At 35.8% G+C, this 21,179-nt stretch carries 16 protein-coding genes; 3 read left to right on the top strand and 13 right to left on the bottom strand.

From position 1 onward, the window contains the following. The first annotated feature begins 27 nt into the window (after positions 1 to 27). Positions 28 to 543: an STM3941 family protein gene (locus tag HCX49_RS22020; RefSeq protein WP_132771852.1), complete on the top strand. Its 516-nt coding sequence runs from the start codon at positions 28 to 30 to the stop codon at positions 541 to 543. A 20-nt stretch (positions 544 to 563) separates the two neighbouring features. Here the strand turns inward: HCX49_RS22020 and HCX49_RS22015 are convergent, their stop codons facing one another. From HCX49_RS22015 to HCX49_RS22005, 3 genes are all read right to left on the bottom strand, one after another. After that, entirely contained in the window at positions 564 to 3,236 is a 2,673-nt protein-coding gene (locus HCX49_RS22015) for a TonB-dependent receptor (RefSeq protein WP_168128163.1), read from the bottom strand. Between the two features lies 1 nt (position 3,237). Continuing rightward, a complete protein-coding gene (locus HCX49_RS22010; RefSeq protein ID WP_168128162.1) occupies positions 3,238 to 4,113 on the bottom strand; it encodes a GLPGLI family protein in 876 nt (291 codons plus the stop codon). A gap of 84 nt (positions 4,114 to 4,197) precedes the next feature. Beyond that, a complete protein-coding gene (locus tag HCX49_RS22005) occupies positions 4,198 to 5,079 on the bottom strand; it encodes a GLPGLI family protein (protein ID WP_132771855.1) in 882 nt (293 codons plus the stop codon). 543 nt (positions 5,080 to 5,622) lie between these two features. Here HCX49_RS22005 and HCX49_RS22000 point away from each other — a divergent pair. Then, positions 5,623 to 6,405, top strand: coding sequence for a patatin-like phospholipase family protein (locus HCX49_RS22000; protein WP_021191549.1), 783 nt, complete (start codon positions 5,623 to 5,625; stop codon positions 6,403 to 6,405). A gap of 9 nt (positions 6,406 to 6,414) precedes the next feature. On the opposite strand, the gene HCX49_RS21995 is transcribed toward HCX49_RS22000, so the two are convergent. Both HCX49_RS21995 and HCX49_RS21990 read right to left on the bottom strand, forming a co-directional pair. Continuing rightward, positions 6,415 to 7,614 carry a hypothetical protein gene (locus HCX49_RS21995; RefSeq protein ID WP_168128161.1) on the bottom strand — a complete coding sequence of 400 codons (1,200 nt, stop codon included), beginning with the start codon at positions 7,612 to 7,614 and terminating at the stop codon, positions 6,415 to 6,417. Positions 7,615 to 7,882: 268 nt separating this feature from the next. Continuing rightward, positions 7,883 to 8,674, bottom strand: coding sequence for a hypothetical protein (locus HCX49_RS21990; protein WP_132771857.1), 792 nt, complete (start codon positions 8,672 to 8,674; stop codon positions 7,883 to 7,885). Positions 8,675 to 9,074: 400 nt separating this feature from the next. On the opposite strand from HCX49_RS21990, the gene HCX49_RS21985 reads away from it, so the two are divergent. After that, the gene (locus HCX49_RS21985) at positions 9,075 to 9,434 is read left to right on the top strand and encodes a VOC family protein (RefSeq protein ID WP_021191545.1); all 360 of its coding nucleotides are present in this window, start codon (positions 9,075 to 9,077) and stop codon (positions 9,432 to 9,434) included. A gap of 69 nt (positions 9,435 to 9,503) precedes the next feature. Here the strand turns inward: HCX49_RS21985 and HCX49_RS21980 are convergent, their stop codons facing one another. The 8 genes from HCX49_RS21980 to HCX49_RS21945 all read right to left on the bottom strand — a co-directional run bounded on the left by HCX49_RS21980 (position 9,504) and on the right by HCX49_RS21945 (position 21,087). After that, a complete protein-coding gene (locus HCX49_RS21980; RefSeq protein ID WP_168128160.1) occupies positions 9,504 to 10,418 on the bottom strand; it encodes a carbohydrate kinase family protein in 915 nt (304 codons plus the stop codon). Positions 10,419 to 12,417: 1,999 nt separating this feature from the next. Then, the gene (locus HCX49_RS21975; RefSeq protein WP_132771859.1) at positions 12,418 to 12,747 is read right to left on the bottom strand and encodes a hypothetical protein; all 330 of its coding nucleotides are present in this window, start codon (positions 12,745 to 12,747) and stop codon (positions 12,418 to 12,420) included. 337 nt (positions 12,748 to 13,084) lie between these two features. Continuing rightward, the gene (locus HCX49_RS21970) at positions 13,085 to 13,342 is read right to left on the bottom strand and encodes a hypothetical protein (protein ID WP_237682871.1); all 258 of its coding nucleotides are present in this window, start codon (positions 13,340 to 13,342) and stop codon (positions 13,085 to 13,087) included. Between the two features lie 201 nt (positions 13,343 to 13,543). After that, positions 13,544 to 16,636: an efflux RND transporter permease subunit gene (locus HCX49_RS21965; RefSeq protein ID WP_132771860.1), complete on the bottom strand. Its 3,093-nt coding sequence runs from the start codon at positions 16,634 to 16,636 to the stop codon at positions 13,544 to 13,546. A 3-nt stretch (positions 16,637 to 16,639) separates the two neighbouring features. Further along, positions 16,640 to 17,743, bottom strand: a complete 1,104-nt coding sequence (locus HCX49_RS21960; RefSeq protein WP_165905958.1) for an efflux RND transporter periplasmic adaptor subunit — start codon at positions 17,741 to 17,743, stop codon at positions 16,640 to 16,642. A gap of 10 nt (positions 17,744 to 17,753) precedes the next feature. Further along, positions 17,754 to 19,007: a TolC family protein gene (locus tag HCX49_RS21955; protein ID WP_132771862.1), complete on the bottom strand. Its 1,254-nt coding sequence runs from the start codon at positions 19,005 to 19,007 to the stop codon at positions 17,754 to 17,756. Between the two features lie 68 nt (positions 19,008 to 19,075). After that, on the bottom strand, positions 19,076 to 20,410 hold the full coding sequence (locus HCX49_RS21950) for a sensor histidine kinase (protein ID WP_132771863.1): 1,335 nt from the start codon (positions 20,408 to 20,410) through the stop codon (positions 19,076 to 19,078). Beyond that, positions 20,407 to 21,087, bottom strand: a complete 681-nt coding sequence (locus HCX49_RS21945; protein ID WP_021190960.1) for a response regulator transcription factor — start codon at positions 21,085 to 21,087, stop codon at positions 20,407 to 20,409. The genes HCX49_RS21950 and HCX49_RS21945 overlap by 4 nt, the downstream gene beginning before the upstream one ends. Between the last annotated feature and the right edge of the window lie 92 nt (positions 21,088 to 21,179).

Here is a 21,179-nt window from a genome sequence, read left to right as displayed (position 1 = left end):
TAATTTTAATATTTAAAAGAGATCCTTATGGTAGATATACAATTTAAGAAGAGCAATATTATGACAGGCATTTTCCTTTGTATTGCATTTATTGTACTATTACTTTTCATCTTTTATACCTCGTCCAATAGCTATGCCCCCATACTAATATTTTTAATATGCATAACTTTACATATTTTATATTTTCACAAGATAAAATTCTGGATCGATCATAAAAATGGCCGACCAGGATTAAGCATTGAGGAACAAGGTATATTAAATAACACCGCTGATACATCCATTTTTATTCCTTGGGAAGAAATTCAAAGTTTTGAATCTGGCTTTTTTCGTACCCAAAATCAAATCTTTATCAAAGTTAGGAACGAAAAAAAATATGACCAAGTTAAACGTACGACATACTTAACTGCTTTAAATAAAATAGGTCGCCTTTTTAGGTCAAAACCAGATTTACTTTGGATCGATGTTGATGTCTTAGCGATCTCAGAACAACAGCTTTTAACCTTACTGCGGTCGAGGTTGGCTAAAAATAACCGTCAAGGGTAAAACTTCCTTTAGATCAACTATTATTTAAAATTAAACACCGCTTTTAAAACAGCCATCCTGCCTCGTAGTTCATACTGATTATGAGTCTGCATATTCGCCGATATGTAATAGGTTTCAAATTTCTTCACATTTGCCAAATTCGTCAAATTTAGTTCAAAATCCGTTTTCAACTTCTTGTGACGATAGCGTAAAAATGTATCAAAGAAAACATAATTAAAATCTTTCAATCCCGGTTGATGGGAATAAGTATTTCTAGCACTTAAACGCAAATGAACGCTTGAAAATAGATTTACCGGTAAACTCATTTGATGTGAAGCATTAAATGTATTTCTATTTAATTCATCAGATCCACCCTTTTGTTTCGTACTTACCCAAGATAATTGTCCAGTATAAGAAAGGTTCAACTGCTTCCATATTTTAAATTCCATATTTGGCCTCAACGTATAACTTGTATTCTGAAATGGAAGTATCTCCTCATTAAATAACTGATTATAGTCCGACAAAGACCACGATGCAGCAATTTTCACCGTACTCGATAAAGCAAAAATGTATTTATCAATCCCAGCAGAAGCACTATAGGACTTCACTTCATTTTCTTGGGCGATCAGCTGTGTTTGAGTCGACTCCTCATTGATTACATTAGAAAGCATTGTACTTGATATGGATTGGTTGTAGCCCAATCCAAAATTAAAAAATAGCAGTTTTATTGTTTTACCTAACTTATAGTTTAATCCAAAATTATTGCTCCTATTTTCATTGATCCCACCACTATTAGTCGATAAAGTCCGGTAATTTCTAATCAGTAAACCTCGATACACATTTTCGATAGTTCCAAAAGTATTGCCTCTCTGATAAGAAAAACTAAGTTCATCCTCTTGGTGTACTTGCAAACGAGCTGAAAATGAAGGATTAAATAAAAGATTATTCTGGCTATTATCGATACTAAAACCGTCATCAATATAACTGGTGTGTTGCCATGATAAAGGCAAACTCAACTTTGTGGCTAGTCTATTAATACTCCATTCATAGTCTGCATTGACAGAAAACGATGAACGATTCCAGTGCATATTATTCTCCGTAGAATCAACATCTGTAGCCTTTACAATTCCTTCTTTATTGAGATCAATACCCGATTTGAGTTTTTGGTCTTCCATCATTGCCCCCAGCGTATAGTATTGTTTGATCTTTCCTTTGGGAAGCCTATATCCGATACTACCATTCGTAAAAATTGTGGGAACTTCAACATGTTGCAGTGTTTGTTCATATGATATTCCTGAAGCAAAGATATCCGGAAAAAGACCAGGAGAAAAAGCTAAGGTCTGTGGTTTATTGGCGTAATTCATATACCAATTGATCTGCACAATATCTCCATTTTTAAGTTGAGGAACCCATTCCAATTGATTAGAAAAGCCTCTAATTTTATGGTTCAAATTCCCGAAAATAGTATTTCCATTACTCCCTATTGTGGCGCGCCGATCTTCTTTTTCATATTCGAACGAGAACGTATTATTGATATAACGCTTTTCCATGTTCTTGTTCAATGACAACCGAAATGCTGCTAGCCATTCCGCTGTTTCTGTATATTGGTTTTCATCAAATACAAAATCTCCTTCTTCCGAAAAATAGCTTGTTTTTCCTTGAAAAGTGGTATTATTCTTATCATACAAGAGCTGTACATTCGACTTCAGTTGCAAACCATTTTTTATATTCAATAGATTATTTGCATTTAAAGCCACTGTATTATTCATAAAATAATTTGATTTTGCTACAGGAGGACCACCAACAGTCCCTACAGCAAGCAAATTATTTATAGGTGAATACCCCATTTGTGCAAACACGGAACTTTGATTAAATCCAGTAAAATCACCAGTCAAGTCATTACCTATATTATTTCCCTGCAGCACATTCAATACCTTATATTTTTTATTGAACAAGATCGTATTGACTTCTGCATCATATTGCTTGGGCATTCCCGCTCCCAGTTTAGCCTGACCGGTTAACTTGAGCTTAGCATCGTCTTTAATAACCAGATTTATCGCCACATTATCTGTAAAACGCTTATTTTTCAACACTTTCATATGTTCGTGGTTGGTCAGTACCTGTATATCCTTTACCATCTTATGTGGAATAGTTTTCGTGCCGATAGAGTAGCGATCATCCAGCAGATCGTCTCCATCGATATAAAACTTAGAAATAGATTTACCTTGGTACTTGATAGCACCGTTTTCTCCAACTTCAATACCCGGCATGCGTTTTAAAACCTCACCAATGCTACGATCCTCATCCTTTGCAAACGTCGAAACATCATAAGATAATGTATCCCCGATTCGACGGATCTTCGGTCTACTTTTGACTTCAACATCATCCAATAAAACAGCTTTCTGTTCAAGTTCAATCGTTTTTTTAGTACGAAGATCTGTCAATGGAATTATTTTTTTATGATACCCTAAGTGGTTGATCTCGAGATATGCTCCATCCACACCTTTCAATGTAGTTAAAGAAAAAGCCCCATTCTCATTTGTTTCTTTAAAGGTTAACAATTTATGGTCACTTGACTTCAGTACCACATGGATATAATTTAACGGTTTTCCCGACGCCTTATCTACTAATACCCCTTCAATGGCAACCTGCTGCCCAAAAACCCATGCACTACAAAGTATATAGCATATTACAGTAAGAGATCTTAATAACATATTATGGTTTTAATTCTAAAGGATTATTAGTGACCGAAGAAGGTTTATAATTATCATCATTTTTAATAGATATCGATTTAATTTTATTAGGGTCGATAGTTGAAAATGGCACGTCGCTCGTTACAAAAACTCCACTCTTTTTTATAGAGGAAGAACCACCCGATTTTGTTTGCATATACGCCTTTGGATTGGTTTTAAAAGCCTTGTACAATTTTTCTACCTCTTCAGGTGCTGATAAAATAACATCAACCGGAGCACCAATCGTAATCTGAACACTATCAGCAAGTTTATCAAAACCAGAATACTCGAACTCAACTTCACTTTTATCATCCCTGGCTTCCAAAATTAATCCTGGTAAGCCGTGTAATTTCCATGGTCCAAAAGAAAAAGGAAGATCTGTTGTAAACCAAGTTGTGTAATGTCGACCGCCAAAAGTCGTTGTCGCTTTTTGACAAGTATATCCGCCTATTACTTTAGTATCATCATGAATATCCCAGTCTTGTTTAGGATATACTGCATCCAACAAGAACTCATCGGATGCTACACGTTTCACTTCAATCATATTGGATTTAGAGGATTCTAAAAGATAAGATTCTCTTATTCCGCTAGTGGATTTCGAAACAATAACATGACCATCAAAATTTAGAGCATCCATCTGTTGCGCAGATTGTTTTTGTGTTCTAGTAGATGAATAACTTGTGTAATAGCTTGTTTGGGGACTTAAATAAGTTACGACTTCATCTCTCCGATATTTATCTCGTTGTGTTGTATCATTAACGTGTTTAAAGAGGTAGTGAACTTTCGCAATTGCCTTTTCTTGAGCCTTAACAGTGATCCCCGTTAATAACATCAATACGATGAATAGATTTCTTTTCATTTTTTTGGTCTAAAGCAGTTGAATTAAGAATAAGGCGTAACGAAGCCAAAGTATTATATTCCGATTCGAATAATTTTAGGGTTTTTAATACGGTTTTAACTCGAGTGGATTATTGATCACAGAAGAGGGCTTATAATCATCATCATTCTTAATAGTCATCGATTTAATTTTTGAAGCATCCATAGCTGGAGCTGATGAACTCGCGCCACTAATGCTAACAAAAACACCAGCGCCTGTAGATCTTCGGCTAGATCTGGTTTGCATATAGGCACTGGGATTTGCCTTAAAAGCCTGCTCTAATTTCTCTACTTCATCTTTTTTAGACAAAATTGCATTTGCAGGAGTTCCAATTTTCACTTGTACATCATCAGTTAATTTATCAAAGCCAGAATATTCAAATTCCACCTCACTCTTGTCATCCTTTACCGCCAAGATCAGTCCTGGTAAGCCATGCAATTTCCAAGGTCCAAAAGAAAAAGGAATATCTGTTGTAAACCAAGCGGTGTAATGACGACCAGCAAAAGTTGTAGTTGCTTTTTGACAAGTATATCCACCAATTACTTTGGTTTCATCTTCTATATCCCAATCCTGCTTAGGATAAGTAGTCTCTAATAAAAACTCATCAGATGCAACACGTTTTACTTCTACCATCTTGGACTTCGAAGGTTCTAAAAGATAAGATTCCTTGATACCACTAGTCGATCTGGAAATCACTAAATTACCATCAAAATCCGGAGCTGATAGTATTTTTGAAGTCTGTTCTTGCATTCTAGTACTAGAATAACTGGTGTAATAACTAGCTTGTTTACCAAGGTAAGTAGCAACTTCATCACGTATATGTTTGTCTTTTTGTGTGGTATCATTAACATGCTTAAAGATGTAATGTATTTTAGCAATTGCCTTTTCTTGTGCATGAAGAGAGAGCAGGCTGAATGAAATGAATGTGGTTAATAAGATTTTCTTCATAATTTTACGATTTATTTGTAAACTTACGAAATATTCGTAATTAACAAATACTCATTAAGGAAAATCATAAAATAAATATATAAATAACTGATTCATTGATAAATAAAATCAAATCACATGTCTTCACATTTATAATTATCAATATTTAGTGATCTCCTTATAACAGTTTAATAATAATCTTTATAGCCATTTATATAGAATATATAGCGCTTAGCTCATCATCTTTGTCGTTGTACAATGAAGATCACGGACTAACCGTAGGCTTATATAACAGACATCAATGCAAAGTAAAAAATAGACTTGTCTTATTGTAGAACAGCAAGCATTATGATAACAGCTTTTTGATCGTATGATTTTATTTGCTAGTTTTATATGTCAAGATATCCTTGGCAAATGTGGAAATCAATGATAAGAGAAATTTAATAATTAAATACAGCCTGGAAAAACCTACTTAAAATCTAACAACAGACTACATTCAATAGTTAGTGAATATGGATCGTTGCTTTTTTTATTAGTATTAGGAATTCTTACAATAAAATTTAAATGATTGTAAATAACAAAATAGGAATTACGCTTTCCGGTGGTGGCTTTAGAGGAATCGCCCATTTGGGCATACTCCAATATCTTCAGGAACTGAACATACAGCTTCATGCTATTTCAGGAGCGAGTGCAGGAGCTTTGGTCGGTGCGTTTATAGCTGAAGGATACGCTCCGCTAGAGATATTGGAGTTGGTAAAACAGGAAAAATTCTTCACCTATTCCGACTTCTCCATTAGAACTGATGGCCTGTTCAGTGCAGATATTTTTGAAAAAATCATTAAAAAATATATTCCGCACGACAGCTTCGAAAGCTTGAAAATGCCCCTATATGTTGCTGTTACAGATTTAACCAATGCGGAGTCTCTTATCTTCAACCAAGGCTCACTATCTTTTGCTATTAAATCTTCCTGCTGTTTTCCTCTGGTATTTCAGCCGGTAGCTTATAAAAATAACCGTTACTTATGTGATGGCGGAATATTAAATAACTTTCCGGTGGAGCAGATTAAAGCAACATGCAATAAAAGTATCGGCATCAATGTGAATCCGGTCAACCGTTCCGAAGGACGACTGAACTACAAGCAGATTGTGGAACGTATTATCCGAATTACAACCTCAAACATTAAGGCTGAAGCTCCTGGCGATTGCGATATATTTATACAGCCTGAGGAAATCAATCAGTTTAAAACATTTGACACAAGTAGAGTGAATCAGATATATGAATTCGGATATAACTACGCGAAAAAATTTGAGAAAGAATTTTTAAATCTCCAGAAAGAACTCGGCTAATAGCTAGTTTTAATCATGATAAGAAAGCTCGCGCTTCCATAAAAACACTTTTTCTGTTGTCGTTTCTTGATCTTTATCAATAACAACCTCTTCTCTCATCACCCAGTTGTTGTTCTGATCATATGTATAAGAATAGGTAGTTGTACTACCATAATTAGGATCTGCGGTTTTGTAAATGGAAGAGACAACATCCCCCTGTTCATTATATTGATAGGTGTAAGAAGAGTTTTGATCTCCTGAAAAAATTTTGTTCCCTTTGGCATCGTATTTATAACGGGTAATTATAGATGGAGTTTTCTGTGGCCACTCTACTTTTTTACTTTCAATAAGCACTCCGCCATTACCAAGTGTTTTATAAATTGTTTCACTTAAGACAAATTCATTCATAGCATCCTCGACACGTTCATAATTTTCTTCAATCTGTCTATGATCCTCGTACTTATAGAGCGTCCGAAAGCCTCTGCCCTCCTCGATCACTTCATCACCGTTTTTATCTAAAGAAGTATAGTATACTTTCCAAAGTTCCCCTTCGTCATTATATTCCAGTTCTTCTTCAGCTTCTTTTTGACCTGTCTCCCACCAAAAATATAATTTTAGTTTTAATTGTGCTCCACTGTAAAAGTACTCTGTAGTGAGATAAGCACTATCTTGCTTAGTCTTCTCATCTTCAAAAATAACATAAAGATGAGTCAGAATGCCATTGCTATCATATACTTTACGTTCGTTCCATCCATCGCCATAATAACGAACCGTGTCCATTTTATTATTCTCTAAGACGTAGCAAAGTTCATTTACTGACTTCAGTACAGGTTTATTCATATTCGAAAATTTACCTGTACTATAGTTTTTCAATGCCGATCTTTTCTTTTTCAAATATGTCTGATAATCTTCATGTATCACCGTATCTATAGATGGCCAAAATTGAAAGGGTTTATCATAAGACTTTTTCTCACGGGCGGCTTTAGCATTGTCAGCGATATCATTTTCTAGATCATTATTTTTTATCGGAGATGCAATCATAGGAGGCACTTCTGCAAAAATAGAATCAGTTATTTTTCCCACCACAACCGGTGGTTCAATTTGTTTCTTAATCGGTTTAAGGATCTCCTTTTTTATTATTTTTTTCGTTTTTTTGCTTTGCGCACTTCCACTTTGAGAAATGCATATCAATAGCACAGTAGCAATAAAATAATAGTGAAGTAATTTCATTGTATATTTTTTATAAAAGTTCAATAGAGTACGTGTTAATTTCAAGATATGCTGAAGCTATATTTTGGAGGCATCTTCATTTACCATCTAATAGACCCTCTTTATGATGAGCCTTTATCGAATCGATCTGCGAGTCTTTATTACATGATTTTAATTCATTGCTAGATTCAGTTGTGACCTTATTCAATCGGTGCACTGATGAGTATATATAGTTAAGTATCATTTTACAAACAATGGCTTTTTATAAAAATACATTAAAACACTGTGGCTATTCGACAACAGCGGTATCGACCTCTTCTACTGTTTCCTCATCACCTTCCATTTCGTGTTTTGAATTTTTAACATCCTCATCTGTATATTGATAATGTTCATCAAAGGTTTTCGTCTCACGATTATAAATCAGCACATATTTTGAGTTTTTGTTTTGCTTTATTATACCATCAGTTGGTGCAGGAACAAGCTTCATATCATTCAAATATATTAGTGCGCCTTTTGCAAATCGTTTGATGGTCGGCAACTCGGAACTTAATTCTTTCCAGTACAGGAGATTACCTTGATCAGTTATAATGAAAATGGCACTACTGGCAAAATCTTGTTTTTCAAGTAGAAAAGCCATTTCTTTATCCCCTTGACCAGTAAAATTGCCATATGCAATTACTTTAGGTGCTCGATCTTTAATTTTTGTGAAAAAATATTGAATGTTATCTTCATTTTGCATGAACTTATTGTCCATAAAAATCTTTACGATAGCCCTTTGAAATGGAACAGGAATATCGTTATATTCAGGTATTGTAAAAACCGCATTTTTCCAATATGCATAATCTTCTTGACTAGCCCATCCATTTACAAAAACACTATCAGCGGGATATGCGATCTCTTCTGTATAAACTTCCTGACGCTGTTTATAAACTCCAAATTGAAAAGCAATAAAACATACTATCGCGAGTAAGGCAATGATGAGAACTACCCAAAAAATAGTTTTTTTATTTGATTTAGGTTTCGGTTCCGGCAAATTATCCGAGCTCTGAAATTGACTTGAGTTAGAATTGGTTCGATCCATCTTATTTTCGGTTGTATTTCTAGTATTCAAATTACTATTTCACTGATAACAATTTATTGGCCAAAAATAAAAATCGACAAGACTAAAACACGAAGCATTTACAATTTGTAAACCATCACTTACAATTCGTGGCGTTTCCATTAAAATAAAAAAAGTTATACTAAATAGACAACTTGAAGAATATTAAACTGTCGAAAAGAATTCTTAAAATGAACCTATAAGTGTCCCTTTCTATAAAAGCTTAATCAGATTAACTTGATCTATAAATATTCTTTATTCTAAAATCATCGCGTAAATTACATAGAATTATTGATCACTTAAGAAGAGGTGCAATCATCGTCTTTTTTTCAGAATTAAATAAGTATAGTACATTATATTTGTATCTATAATCAAAAAAATTATGAAAGATACACCTACACAAAAACTCAAGCACGAACAGATCCAATATATTGAATTTTTATCTCAAGATCTTCAACAGATCAAAAATTTTTATACAGCATGTTTCAGTTGGACTTTTACCGATTATGGACCTCACTACACTGCATTTGAAGGTGAATATATTGATGGTGGTTTTACTTTAGGAACTCCTGTAAAGGGAAGTATATTAATTATCCTTTACTCTAAAGCTCTTGAAACAACTCTTGAAAAAGTAATTAAAGCTGGTGGTATAATAACAAAAGAAATCTTCAGCTTCCCTGGTGGGAGACGATTTCAATTTATAGATCCAGATGGCAATGAGCTGGCAGTTTGGTCAGAATAAACTAAACATGCAGGTCTGTATTGATGAATCAAATAAACACAGGCCTGCATGAAAATAATAGCTTAACATCTAATCTTTATGTGCTGATTCTTTTTGAAAAGCAATAAAATCTGCCTTAGAATAATCTGGGCATGCTCCCTCTCGAGCAGTAACAAATGCTCCCAGTGAAACAGCTTGATTCATAATTTCAATTGCTGAACTTCCTTTTTCAAACCTTTTTGATAAAAATCCCGCCAAAAAGGAGTCTCCGCTACCAACAGTATCTTTTACTTCAATAGGGATCGTCGATATGGAATAAAAATCATGATGATCAGCATAGAGTGCTCCTTTACTTCCTTTGGATACAATAACTTCGTTCATCCCGAAAGTGTCCTGTAGGAAACTTACACAATCCTCTTCTGTCGTATAGGACTTACCCATAAAGTCAATCATCATACGTAACTCGGCTTTATTAAATTTTGCTAACTGTGTTTTATGCAACAGATCTTTTATCACATGTACATCATAGTGTGGCGCTCGCAGATTGATATCAAATACATTGTAAGAACTATTTTCAAGCAACTCAAATAATGTATTCTTAGACTGGGTATTACGAGTGGCCAGTGTACCAAAAACCAATGCATCCGATTCATTAACCATTGCTTGATTAATAGCATTCACTTCAATATAATCCCATGCAACCTCCCGGACAATATCATAATGTGCATCATTATGTTCATCGATAGTCGCAACAACTGTGCTCGTAGGATAAGCACTATTCACCTGTATGCCAGTAGAATGTATTTTCCAATCTTCGATTTTCTGCAGCAATTCACGACCTAATTCGTCATCTCCTACGCTGCTTATCATATTGACCTCAACCCCCATTTTAGACAAGTGATAAGCGACATTAAAGGGGGCTCCCCCAGCTCTTCTATCTCCTCCAGGGAATATGTCCCACAGTACTTCGCCGAAACAGGCTATTTTATTTTTTTTATCGATCATTCCAATTTCTTATTTCCAAAAAATGAGCTACCACTCATTCACATCCCCCCGTACTCTCAGTATACACTAATTTATCAAAATATTTCCTATTGTCGATTTTATTTTTCTTTTGATAATCATATGGATGCTCTTTTGTGCTGTGGTATCCTTCACAGAAGTATACATATCGTGAAGTTGAACTTTTCGTTCCAAATCCCTTATTACGGAGCTTCCGCCACGCAGATTTTTCCAACCATTTGAGAATCCTCTATTTAAGCCAATGAATAAAGAAAGTCGATTCCGCTTTACTGTTAAACCGTACCTTACCGGTTGCTCGGCATTTTTGTCTCTCGACTACTTCATTAATTTCAATCCTGTAAATCACCATGTCTAAAAACTGTTTAAAACTGCTTATCATGTTTTCTGCTTTCAATCATTGCGATCTTATTTTTCTCATCTTCAGGGCAAAAACTAAATATTCCTTTCTCCTCGTAAAAAGCACCCCAAAATCATTAATAGCACTATAAACCTCTTCTTTAGCGCTCTGATAATATACGGCTACCGTGACTAACTAATTCTTGGGTACACAATCCCATCGCTTTATCGTAAACCCTTCCAAACGGCTCATTTCTTCTACAAAAGCTACTAAAGGAATATTTTTATAAATCCGTACTTTACGAGTCTATATTTTATCAATATCCATATTAGGGCCGATAAAAAGTATATATACCTGAAAACAAAAACTATACAATCTTCCTACCAGCAACACCCCCATATCACCTGGTAAATTCAGCGCCTCACTCTTCTTAAGATTGTAAGAATATAGAACCAACTTCCCTGTCATTCTTTCTTTAGGTATTTTTGGCACCCGACAGACACCACTTCCACCTCTTCAATCTGATCTTACAAATGGTTTAGTTGCACGTGCAATAATATACTTTAATTATAATTCAACTCTTGGGTTTTATAGCCGACAGAAGTCAACTTCACTTTACCATTGCGTTGGGATACGGTCATACTGAACATGCCATCTTTATTGGTCGATGTCTTCATATTATCCGATTCAACACGCCCGCATAGAGCGTGTACGGCTTTTTATCTACAGCAGAAATAACCTTTCCCTGCAACACATAATTCTGCTTACTCAGGAATTGTTTGGATACCGATCCGAAAGTCATCAACTGCAATAAAAGCAACACTGCTGAAAACCTTTATTTTAGCAACCGCTTTCCAAAACGCTCATTCACAACATCTCTTACACTCCCATGCATTTGATTTGAAAAGCTTTTTAAGCGATTAGACAGATTATTAACGCAAAACCAGCCATAGGACCTGACTAAATGAAATCAATCGCTTAAAACTTCTTATTTTAAATAAAGCGCTTTCAATGTAGGGATTAAGTATGGATGAAGCATAGATAAAGCGTTGATAGTGCGTTAGTAGTGCGTAAACGGGTACCGTTTTACGCACTATCCATGCTTTACCAGTACTTAGCATACGCATTACGGACGCTTGAGCTACACACCAAACCCTCTTGAGCGAGATCTTACAAATAGATCGACAATGATGCGGAAAACGACTATTTTGATCAGCGTTTGTTTTAGCCTTCCTTGAACCTCGTACTAAGTTTCCCAGTAACTGCACAACACTTGCAAAGTAGCTACACCGTCCTTTCCCTTGTGCATCGACAGCCGGAAATAAAACAAGGTCCGAAACAGGTTAAAAGCAGGTATATAGCGTGTACCTCCCGGACAATGCGTTGATTTGCTGTTTTGCCACATCCAGCAAACTTCTACTAACTTTTTTTTCCTTTTCTTCACCTCTTTTTATACTTCCACTTGACTTTTGTTCGACCGTGCTTCGACTTTTCATGCACTGTAGCCGATGAAATACCGATGCCGACTCGAAGCTCAGTCGAAGAAACTTAGAAGTTGGTGTTAAATTGGTTAAGAAAAAATCAGAATTTATTCTGCTTGATCTCTTTGCGATGGTCTTTGTCCGCTTATTTATTGCTAATCCATTACCGTTTGTTTGGTATTTGATTACCGAATCGTTGCCATTTATAGGCCGTTTCTTTGATAATTCTAGGCTTCTGCATATGACCTGCATTACACCTTGCCTGCTTATTCTCTGCTGTTTTATTGCTTATTCTTTGCTTATTTAGCAATAAATAGCCAGAGAAATAGTAATCCAGTCCTGAGTCAGCTATAACCTTATCCCCAACAATAAGCGAACCTTCACCGAAGGTACATTTACTGCTAAAAATTACATTAGTTGCTTCTGCAATATTATTATTTACTACATTTTTAGTTACAGGATATTCAGGTAATTCCTCCTGCTTTCTACTCAACAGAAATCCTTTCCCATCAGATTTCAATAGCTTACGGAGATATCCCCAGAGCTTGATTATATCGTGTATAGTTTTGTTTATTATTTTGATTTTTTAGGCATTAAACCGCCCCTTTTCATCTCGAGGTATTATTGACATGTTTAATGTGTCAATTATACCTCGGGGGCATCCGGAGTTCACAGGTAGAAATTCTATTTTAATATTTTTCTAAGATTAATGCTTAGTTTTCTTCAACGACAACTTTAGCTTTCATGATCATCATCCGCTGTTCCCTAAAAATCAAGTCGAAAGATTTACCTACTATGTTCAATACTTTGCGACTACCTTTTACTATTATTTATCTTTCTAAGTTCTCTTCTATTCCGAAGTACTTGTTGAGATCGTTAAGTATCCGTTGTCTATATTCTTCCCATTCAAAAGCATGAAGATTACTATTAGCTCCAATAGCAACTTCTGTCCCAACATAAAAAAAGATAGCCACTACCCCTAAGGCAAAATGTCGAAATGACCGGATGCTCCTTTCTCGTTTTTCACCAGGTTCAGCTCGGGTATTGGCGATATCAGGTAAATGGATGCGCTTGGTAATAGATGTCACTAAGACCAAACACAAAATCATAAACGGAAATAGCAATTGTTTGATGTCAACATTCACTAGAAGAACCTCTTCCAAAAGAAAGAAAAAAGATAGGTTTTAAGGTAAGCTCTTCAGATTGATCGGCATCACCTTATTCTACATAAAAAGATCTCCAAAAGCACGAAACTATTGGAGATCTTTTAGTTAAAAAGCTAATTGCCCTTAGACCTTCTCTTTGCGATAAGCCAGATAAAAAACAACTGGTAAAATAGTAAATGACAGTACAAGACAAATCAGCAGTCCACCTACGATCATAATGGCAAGTGGTTTCTGGATTTCAGAACCCATACCTGTCGATAAAGCTGCGGGCAATAAACCCATTGACCCCATTAAAGCGATCATAACAACAGGCCTGATCCGGCTTCGGACACCATGTATAATGGAATCTTTCAACTTCATTTTATGTCTGAGGTTATCTCTGATAACACCAATAAGTACAATACCATCAATCGTAGCCACTCCAAATAAAATGATGAAACCGATACCTGCTGATATCCCAAAGATGGTGCCTGTGGCCCATAGTGAAATAAACCCTCCAATAAAGGCAAAAGGTAATGTGAGAGAAGCAATGGCTGTATCTTTTATATTTCCAAAATTGGCATACAGTAATAATAAAATCAGCACTAAAGAGATAGGAACTACTAAAGCTAACTGTTTAGCGGCACGCTCTTTACTTTCAAATTCTCCTGCCCACTCCATATGATTTTCTTTTGGTAGACTTACTTCTGCGGCTACTACCTGCTTCGCTTCTGCAATCGTACTTCCCAAGTCACGGCCATCGATACTAAATCCGACACCGATATAGCGGCTATTGCCTTCACGATATATAAATGCAGGCCCCGTTTGATAATTGATACTCGCAATCTCCTGCAATGGGATATTCTGTCCGTTACTGGTCGGTATTAAAATTTGACCAATTTTAGTTGGGGTATCACGATAAGCTTCTTGAAAACGAAGGATGACATCAAACTGTCGATCACCTTCATAAAAAGTTGTCGCAGCCTGTCCTCCGATCGTCATTTCAATAACAGCCTGAACATCTCGAGTCTGAATCCCATATTTTGCCATCTTGGAATCGTGCAACTGTATTTTGAGTTCTGGCAGTCCGATATTCTTATACACATTGATATCGGCTATACCCTTAACTTTTGCAATAGATGTGGCTACTTTATTGGCATATTTTTCTAAATCATAGAGATCATCACCAAAAATTTTGATAACCAAAGAGCTCTTCACACCTGCGACATATTCCTCGACATTGTCTTGAATCGGTTGACTGAATCCAAATGTAATACCGGGATAATGATGCAATTTGGTACGCATTTCTTGAATAATATCTTCTTTAGATACTTTTCTTTTCCATTCGCCGGCATCTTTCAGTTGAACATTGAACTCAATATTGAAGAACCCCGTCGGATCTGTCCCATCATTTGGCCGACCTGTTTGCGTCAAAATAAAATCGATTTCTTCGCAATCTTTTTGCATTAAATCTTTCATTTCTGCGGTCAAACGGGTAGATTCTTTCAAATTGACACTATTGGGCAGTGTTGCACGGATGTAAATCGCTCCCTCATTGAGTTTGGGTAAAAATTCGGATCCATAATGCATAAATTTGAAAAGACATAAAGCTAAAATACCTAAAAATAGACCTATGGTTGTTCTTTTATAACGGAATGCCACGGCATACATCCCGAAAATTGTTTTCTGAAAAAATCGGGTGATCACATTTTCTTTCTCGTCGATATTTTTGGTAAACAACAATTTACACATCGCTGGAACATAGGTCAAACTTAATATCAGAGAACCAAGTAAAGCATAACCCAACGTAAATGCTAAAGGAGTAAACATTTTTCCTTCCACTTTTTGAAAAGAAAAAATAGGCAGTAGTGCAACAATCAGAATAATCAATGCAAAGAAGATGTAAGAAGCTACACTACCAGCACTTTTCTTGATCACCCCTAGCTTACTCATTTTAGCAAAACGCTCGGGTCCTACTTTGTGTGATAACGTAGCCATGGCTACAAATACAGTCTCTACAATAACAAGCGTCCCTTCAAGCAATAAACCAAAATCTAAAGAACCCATAGATATTAGGTTGGCCGGCAGTCCTTGAATTTTCAGCATGATAATAGCAAACAGGAATGCAAGCGGAATGACCGAAGCAACAATAAAGGTGGACTTCCAATTATAAAGAAAGATAAATACAATCAGTGAAACCAACAGAATACCTTCGACCAGATTTTTAGATACTGTTTTCACCGTATTGTCCACCAATTTGGTTCTGTCGATAACGGTTTCAATCTTTACATTATCAGGTAATGTCCGCTCATTAAGTTCTGTAATTTTTGTTCTCAGATTTTCAATAACAGCTGAGGGGTTTTCTCCACGCAACATAACCACAATTCCTTCAACCATATCATTGTTCTCGTTATATCCTACCTGCCCCAGACGAGGTTTATGCGAAACAACGACTTCAGCAACATTTTTAATCAATATTGGCGTAGAACCGTTTAATTTGATTGTGATATTCCCAATATCTTCAATTTTATCCAATAGACCTACTCCACGTACTACATAAGCCTGACTTCCCTGTTCGATGACATCACCACCGACATTCACATTTGATTTCGATACAGCCTCATAGACATCTAATGGAGAAAGGTCGAAATTTTTGAGTTCTGTCGGATTAATTTTGATTTCATAAGTCTTCTCTTCACCACCAAAACTCACAACATCGGCAACTCCAGGTACAGAAAGCAACTCACGTTCAATTACCCAGTCCTGAATAGCGGTTACTTCTTTCAATGGAAGATCACTTTTAATCACATACCTAAAAATCTCTCCAGTTGCACCCGAAGGAGGTTCAATCTCAGCACTTGCTCCTTCGGGTAAATTGACCCCGCTTAATTTGTTGGAAACATATTGCTGTGCATAAAAATCATCAACTCCGTCTTCAAATTGGACCGTAACAACTGATAATCCAAATAAAGATATGGAACGAATGTTGGATTTATGCGGGATACTATTCATCACCTTTGATATAGGCAAAGTAACCAGCTTTTCCATCTCCTCTGCACTTCTTCCAGGCCATTGTGTAATAATACGGCCACGGGTACTCGTTACGTCGGGAAATGCTTCAATAGCTGTATGTCGTAGCGCATAAACACCTCCAAACAGCAATGCTAAGGTTGCAAAAAGAATAAAGGTTGTATTTCGCAACGAGAAGGTCACGATATTTTGAACTAACTTTTGCATACCTTAGGGATTTAACTGTTCAAATAATAACAAAGCGTTTTTACTGATGATCTGTTCGCCTTCATCAAATTTTTCTTGAACAAATGTATACTGCTCATTGGAAGAAATTGTCGTGATACGTTTTGTAGAAATAGCACAGTCATTTTTATAAATAACGACATATTCTTTATTGTTGTGAAAGACAATGGCGCCATTAGGAACAGCATAAGCTTGTGCACCTCCATTGGATTTATCAATAATGATATCGGCCGCTAAACCTGGCATCAATTGTAGATTTTGATTCTCCAGTACCACACGAGCTTTTAATACATGCTCATTGTCATCAAACACATGATATATTTTATCAATTTTTCCAGCATAAAAAATATCGGGCTGTGCGATGGTTTTTACCTTTACCGCATCACCTTCTTTGATGTATTTTAAATTGTTGGCATAAATATTAACCATCACCCAAACTTGCTTCAGATTAGAAATCGAAAAAAGCGGATCCTGGTCTGTTGAAATACTTTGTCCAATACTTACCGCTTTTTGAATAATATAACCATTCTTAGGCGCTACAATTTCAAATGATCCCTGTCCTTTTGCGCGATACATTTTTAATATCTGCTGAACTTTATCCAATTCAATTTTTAAACTGGCTAATTCATGTTCGCTGGTCAGAACCTCCGATCCAGCTACCATACCGTCTTGCAACAGTTCTTTTTTGGTCTGCAACTGCTTAGTCGCCATTACAATTTGATTTTGTAAATTACGCTGTTCCTGAAAGAGTTCCTGAACATGTGTCGATTTAATCGTCGCCAATATTTGGCCAGCTTTAACATAATCTCCCAATTCAAATCCAACACTTTCAACTGTACCTTCCAATAAACTTCTAAAGGCAACTAGATCATTTTCATTATAATCAATTTTACCAGAAAGCGATAATTGTTCCGTAATGGGTAATAAAGCGATCGGGCTTATGGTCGTTGTTTTTTTCATCTGTTCACTGAGACAGAATTTGGTGGTATCGGCTATACCTTCAGTTGTATTTGAAGTGGCATCGGCACTGCATCCCGATAGCAATTTCATAAAAATGACCATCGGTAAATATATAAGTTTGGTTTTCATCGTCATCTTTCTAAAATTTTTGTCCGGTTAAATATTGTAATTGCGCATGTGCCATTTGATAAGCTAAAGTCATATCAACAATACCCGTTTCGGTTTCCTGATAAGCTTCTATAAAATCAATAAACTCCAATAAAGTGATCTGTTTCTTCTGTAAATGTTTTTGGTAGTTAGCAATCATAGCTTTGCGTTCTTCCGAAGCAATATTTTTTGATTTTAATAAAGTAACTTCATATAGTGCAACTTGATACTGTAAATCTTTGAGCTGTCCTTTCAATTGACTGAGTAACACATTTTGTTGCGATTCAGCATGTTTTGCCATACTTTCGGCGGCTTTTATATTTCCCTTATTTCGGTTCCAAATAGGTAAGTCCATGCTAACTCCAGCACCTACAAAATCACGCATAATATTTCCACCACGATCATAACTTAATTGAAATGTTAGATTGGGCGTTCTTTCAGCTTTTTCGATCAAAAGCTGTTGCTTTGCCTTATCACGTTCGTTGATTTGTTTTTGATAACCAATATTTTGATCTAATAACTGATGCTCAATATCAAGGGGTATTTTTTGAGATAAATTTAACGGCACCTCAGATTGTTCAATTTGCAGATTTTCAATCGTTTCATTCTGAGTCAAAACTTTAATCTTTGTCAACCAATTATTTTTGTCGGCATAAAGTTCCACACGATCTTTTTCAAAATTGATAAGCGCAGCTTGAATACGGAGGTAATCAGATTTAGGAATATTATTGAGGTCGGATTGACGTTTATATTGATTTTCCAAATTCTGATAGAGATTTACAATGGAATCCACGAGCGACTCTTTTCGGGAGACAGCCATATAGCTCCAATATGCTTCATCTAACTCAAATTGTAATTCACGAAGTAATTCTTCATAATCAAGTAAAGCATCTTTCCTTTCTAAGGATTTAAGACTGATTCTTTTTTTACGTTTTCCGGCAGTTTCAATCAGCTGTTCTAATTCTACCGCGACTTGCTGTTGTTGCCCGTATTTTCCAAACAGATAAGGTAAAGTCTCTGAGGTACCATTTTTCCAAAGATTGACTTCACTAATACTTAGAGTAGGATTAGACCATAATTTTTCCTGTACGACCAATGCATCTGAAGCAGCTATCTGATACTTTTGAGCAATAAGTTGTCCATTGTTCTGCAGAAGCATATCCTTCAATGCCTGTAACGAATACGTCTGTGCCCGCGATTGACCAACTGTCAATAGAAAAACACCTATAAACCAATATATCTTCACTATTTATTATTTTTAGCAAAGCTATGCTTAGAAGATTAACAGGAATTTCGAAGTAGATTAGAATTTGATTAGAAATACAACGAGACGATTGTCCCTTTTGTACTAGAACTGATATCCATACGAATGTGATGGAGTTTAAAAATAACATTCGCTAACGATAGACCAATCCCTTTCCCCGTATAACCATGTGCATTTTCACCTCTATAAAAATTTTCGGTCACGCGAATAAGTTCCTCTGGCAGAATACCTATTCCTTGGTCGATGATTTCAACAAGCAATTTACCACTATGGGATTTGAGATGAACAACGATAGGTTGATTATTGGAATACTTGACAGCATTTAAAATTATATTTTGAACAGCAAGCTGTAACAGCTTATCATTCGCATCGATTTTTAATATATCGGTATCTGCAACCTGGATATCAACACTGATCTGGGCACCATGCACTAAGGTAAGTTGCTCAATAATTTCCCAAAGTACTTCATCAATACGTATGATCTTAGTCTCAAAATTAGTCTTTGCGCCCGATAGAATCATCATATGATCGATCGTATCACGGAGATCTTCGGTATAACGTTTCAGCTGTAAATTGACGAGCTCATGCTCTTCGACAGTTCTAGGCTTTTGTTTACTCACTTCCAATGTCCCTAAAATCGCGGCAAGGGGTGTTCGCAATTCATGAGAAACATAATCGATAAAATTTTTTTGAATGGAAAAGGTCTGACTTAGCTTTTCAACAAAGTGATTGTAGGTATCAACTAATTCCTGTACCTCTTGATAGGATTTATTTAATACAATGGGTTCATTGAAATTTTGATTGTCTTTTTTCTTAATCTGACTGATCATCTTGAGGATCGGATCATAAGCAATATTTCCAAGAAACTGAGAGAAAATCAGGATCAAAATCAATCCAATTAGCGATACAGCCAATAAGATATGCAACAACAGTTTCATCTGATCTTGAAACTCGGCTGTTGACGCCCGTGTTACAATAACAAAATCACCTTCATTATCATGATAAAAAAGTCCATTATAAAAAAAAGCATCTGTTTTAAGTTGTGCTTCATCCTGTTTACGTACCAAATCGAAAAAATCTGAAGAAACTGGAGCATCGTCCTCCATCAGTCCATCATAGCGTCTATTAAGGGAGTCCACAACCAGTATATTGCGTTTAGAAATATTCTTCTGAAGTTGATTTTTAATCGATTCATGTTCGATAAATGACACCTCGTCTTTCTCCAGATAAAATAGAGCAGATAAGAGGGTCTTACTCTCCAGATTCCGAAATTCCTGGCTTTCCATCTTAGTATAAAAAGACACATAGATGATCGTCGAGGCAATCAAAATAATCACTCCAAAGATGAAAGCTGCATATATAGAAAGTCGGTTCTTTAAATTCATTGTTCTAACTTAAATAGATACCCTACTCCTTTTACAGTAAAAATATATTTTTGATTTTTTTCTACCTTATTGCGAACATAAGAAATATAAACATCAACGACATTGGTCTGATTATCAAAATTGATTCCCCATACTGCATTGAGGATCTGAATTCGGCTAACCGCTTTATTCTGATTTTCCACCAAGTACATCAAGAGTTTAAATTCTCGAGGTGATAATTCCACCTCCTGTCCCCCATCAAACACCTTATATTGATCTTTGTCGATCATGAGTGATCCGATCTGTATACATTGGCTTTTTTTAACGTCAAAGCCAATCTGACTACGACGGGTCAGTGCTTTAATCCGAGATAATAATTCATCAAAGTGAAATGGTTTGGTCAAGTAATCATCAGCCCCAATATCTAAAGAATCGACCTTATCTTGTACCGTGTTTAATGCACTCAACATTAAGACAGGTGCACGGCAATCTTTATAGCGCAAAGTACTGACCAGTTGTCTACCATCCATTCCCGGAAGCATAATATCAATAATCAAGAGATCCCATGCTATATTGAGGTAATTAGCAATGACTTCTTCTGCAGACCGACATAACGTAACCAAATAGCCGTTTTCTTCTAATCCTTTAATTAGAAAATCACTGATCCGTTTATCATCCTCCACAACTAATATCTGCATAGTAATTTACTTTAATTCACAAATTTAAAGAAAGGTTAGAGGAAATTAAACAGAAATATGAATATCTAATGAAATTCTAATCTAAAGAAGTA

This window comes from Sphingobacterium sp. B16(2022), assembly GCF_012030425.1.
Taxonomy (GTDB): Bacteria; Bacteroidota; Bacteroidia; order Sphingobacteriales; family Sphingobacteriaceae; genus Sphingobacterium; species Sphingobacterium anhuiense.
This window is presented reverse-complemented; position numbering and strand designations above follow the sequence as displayed.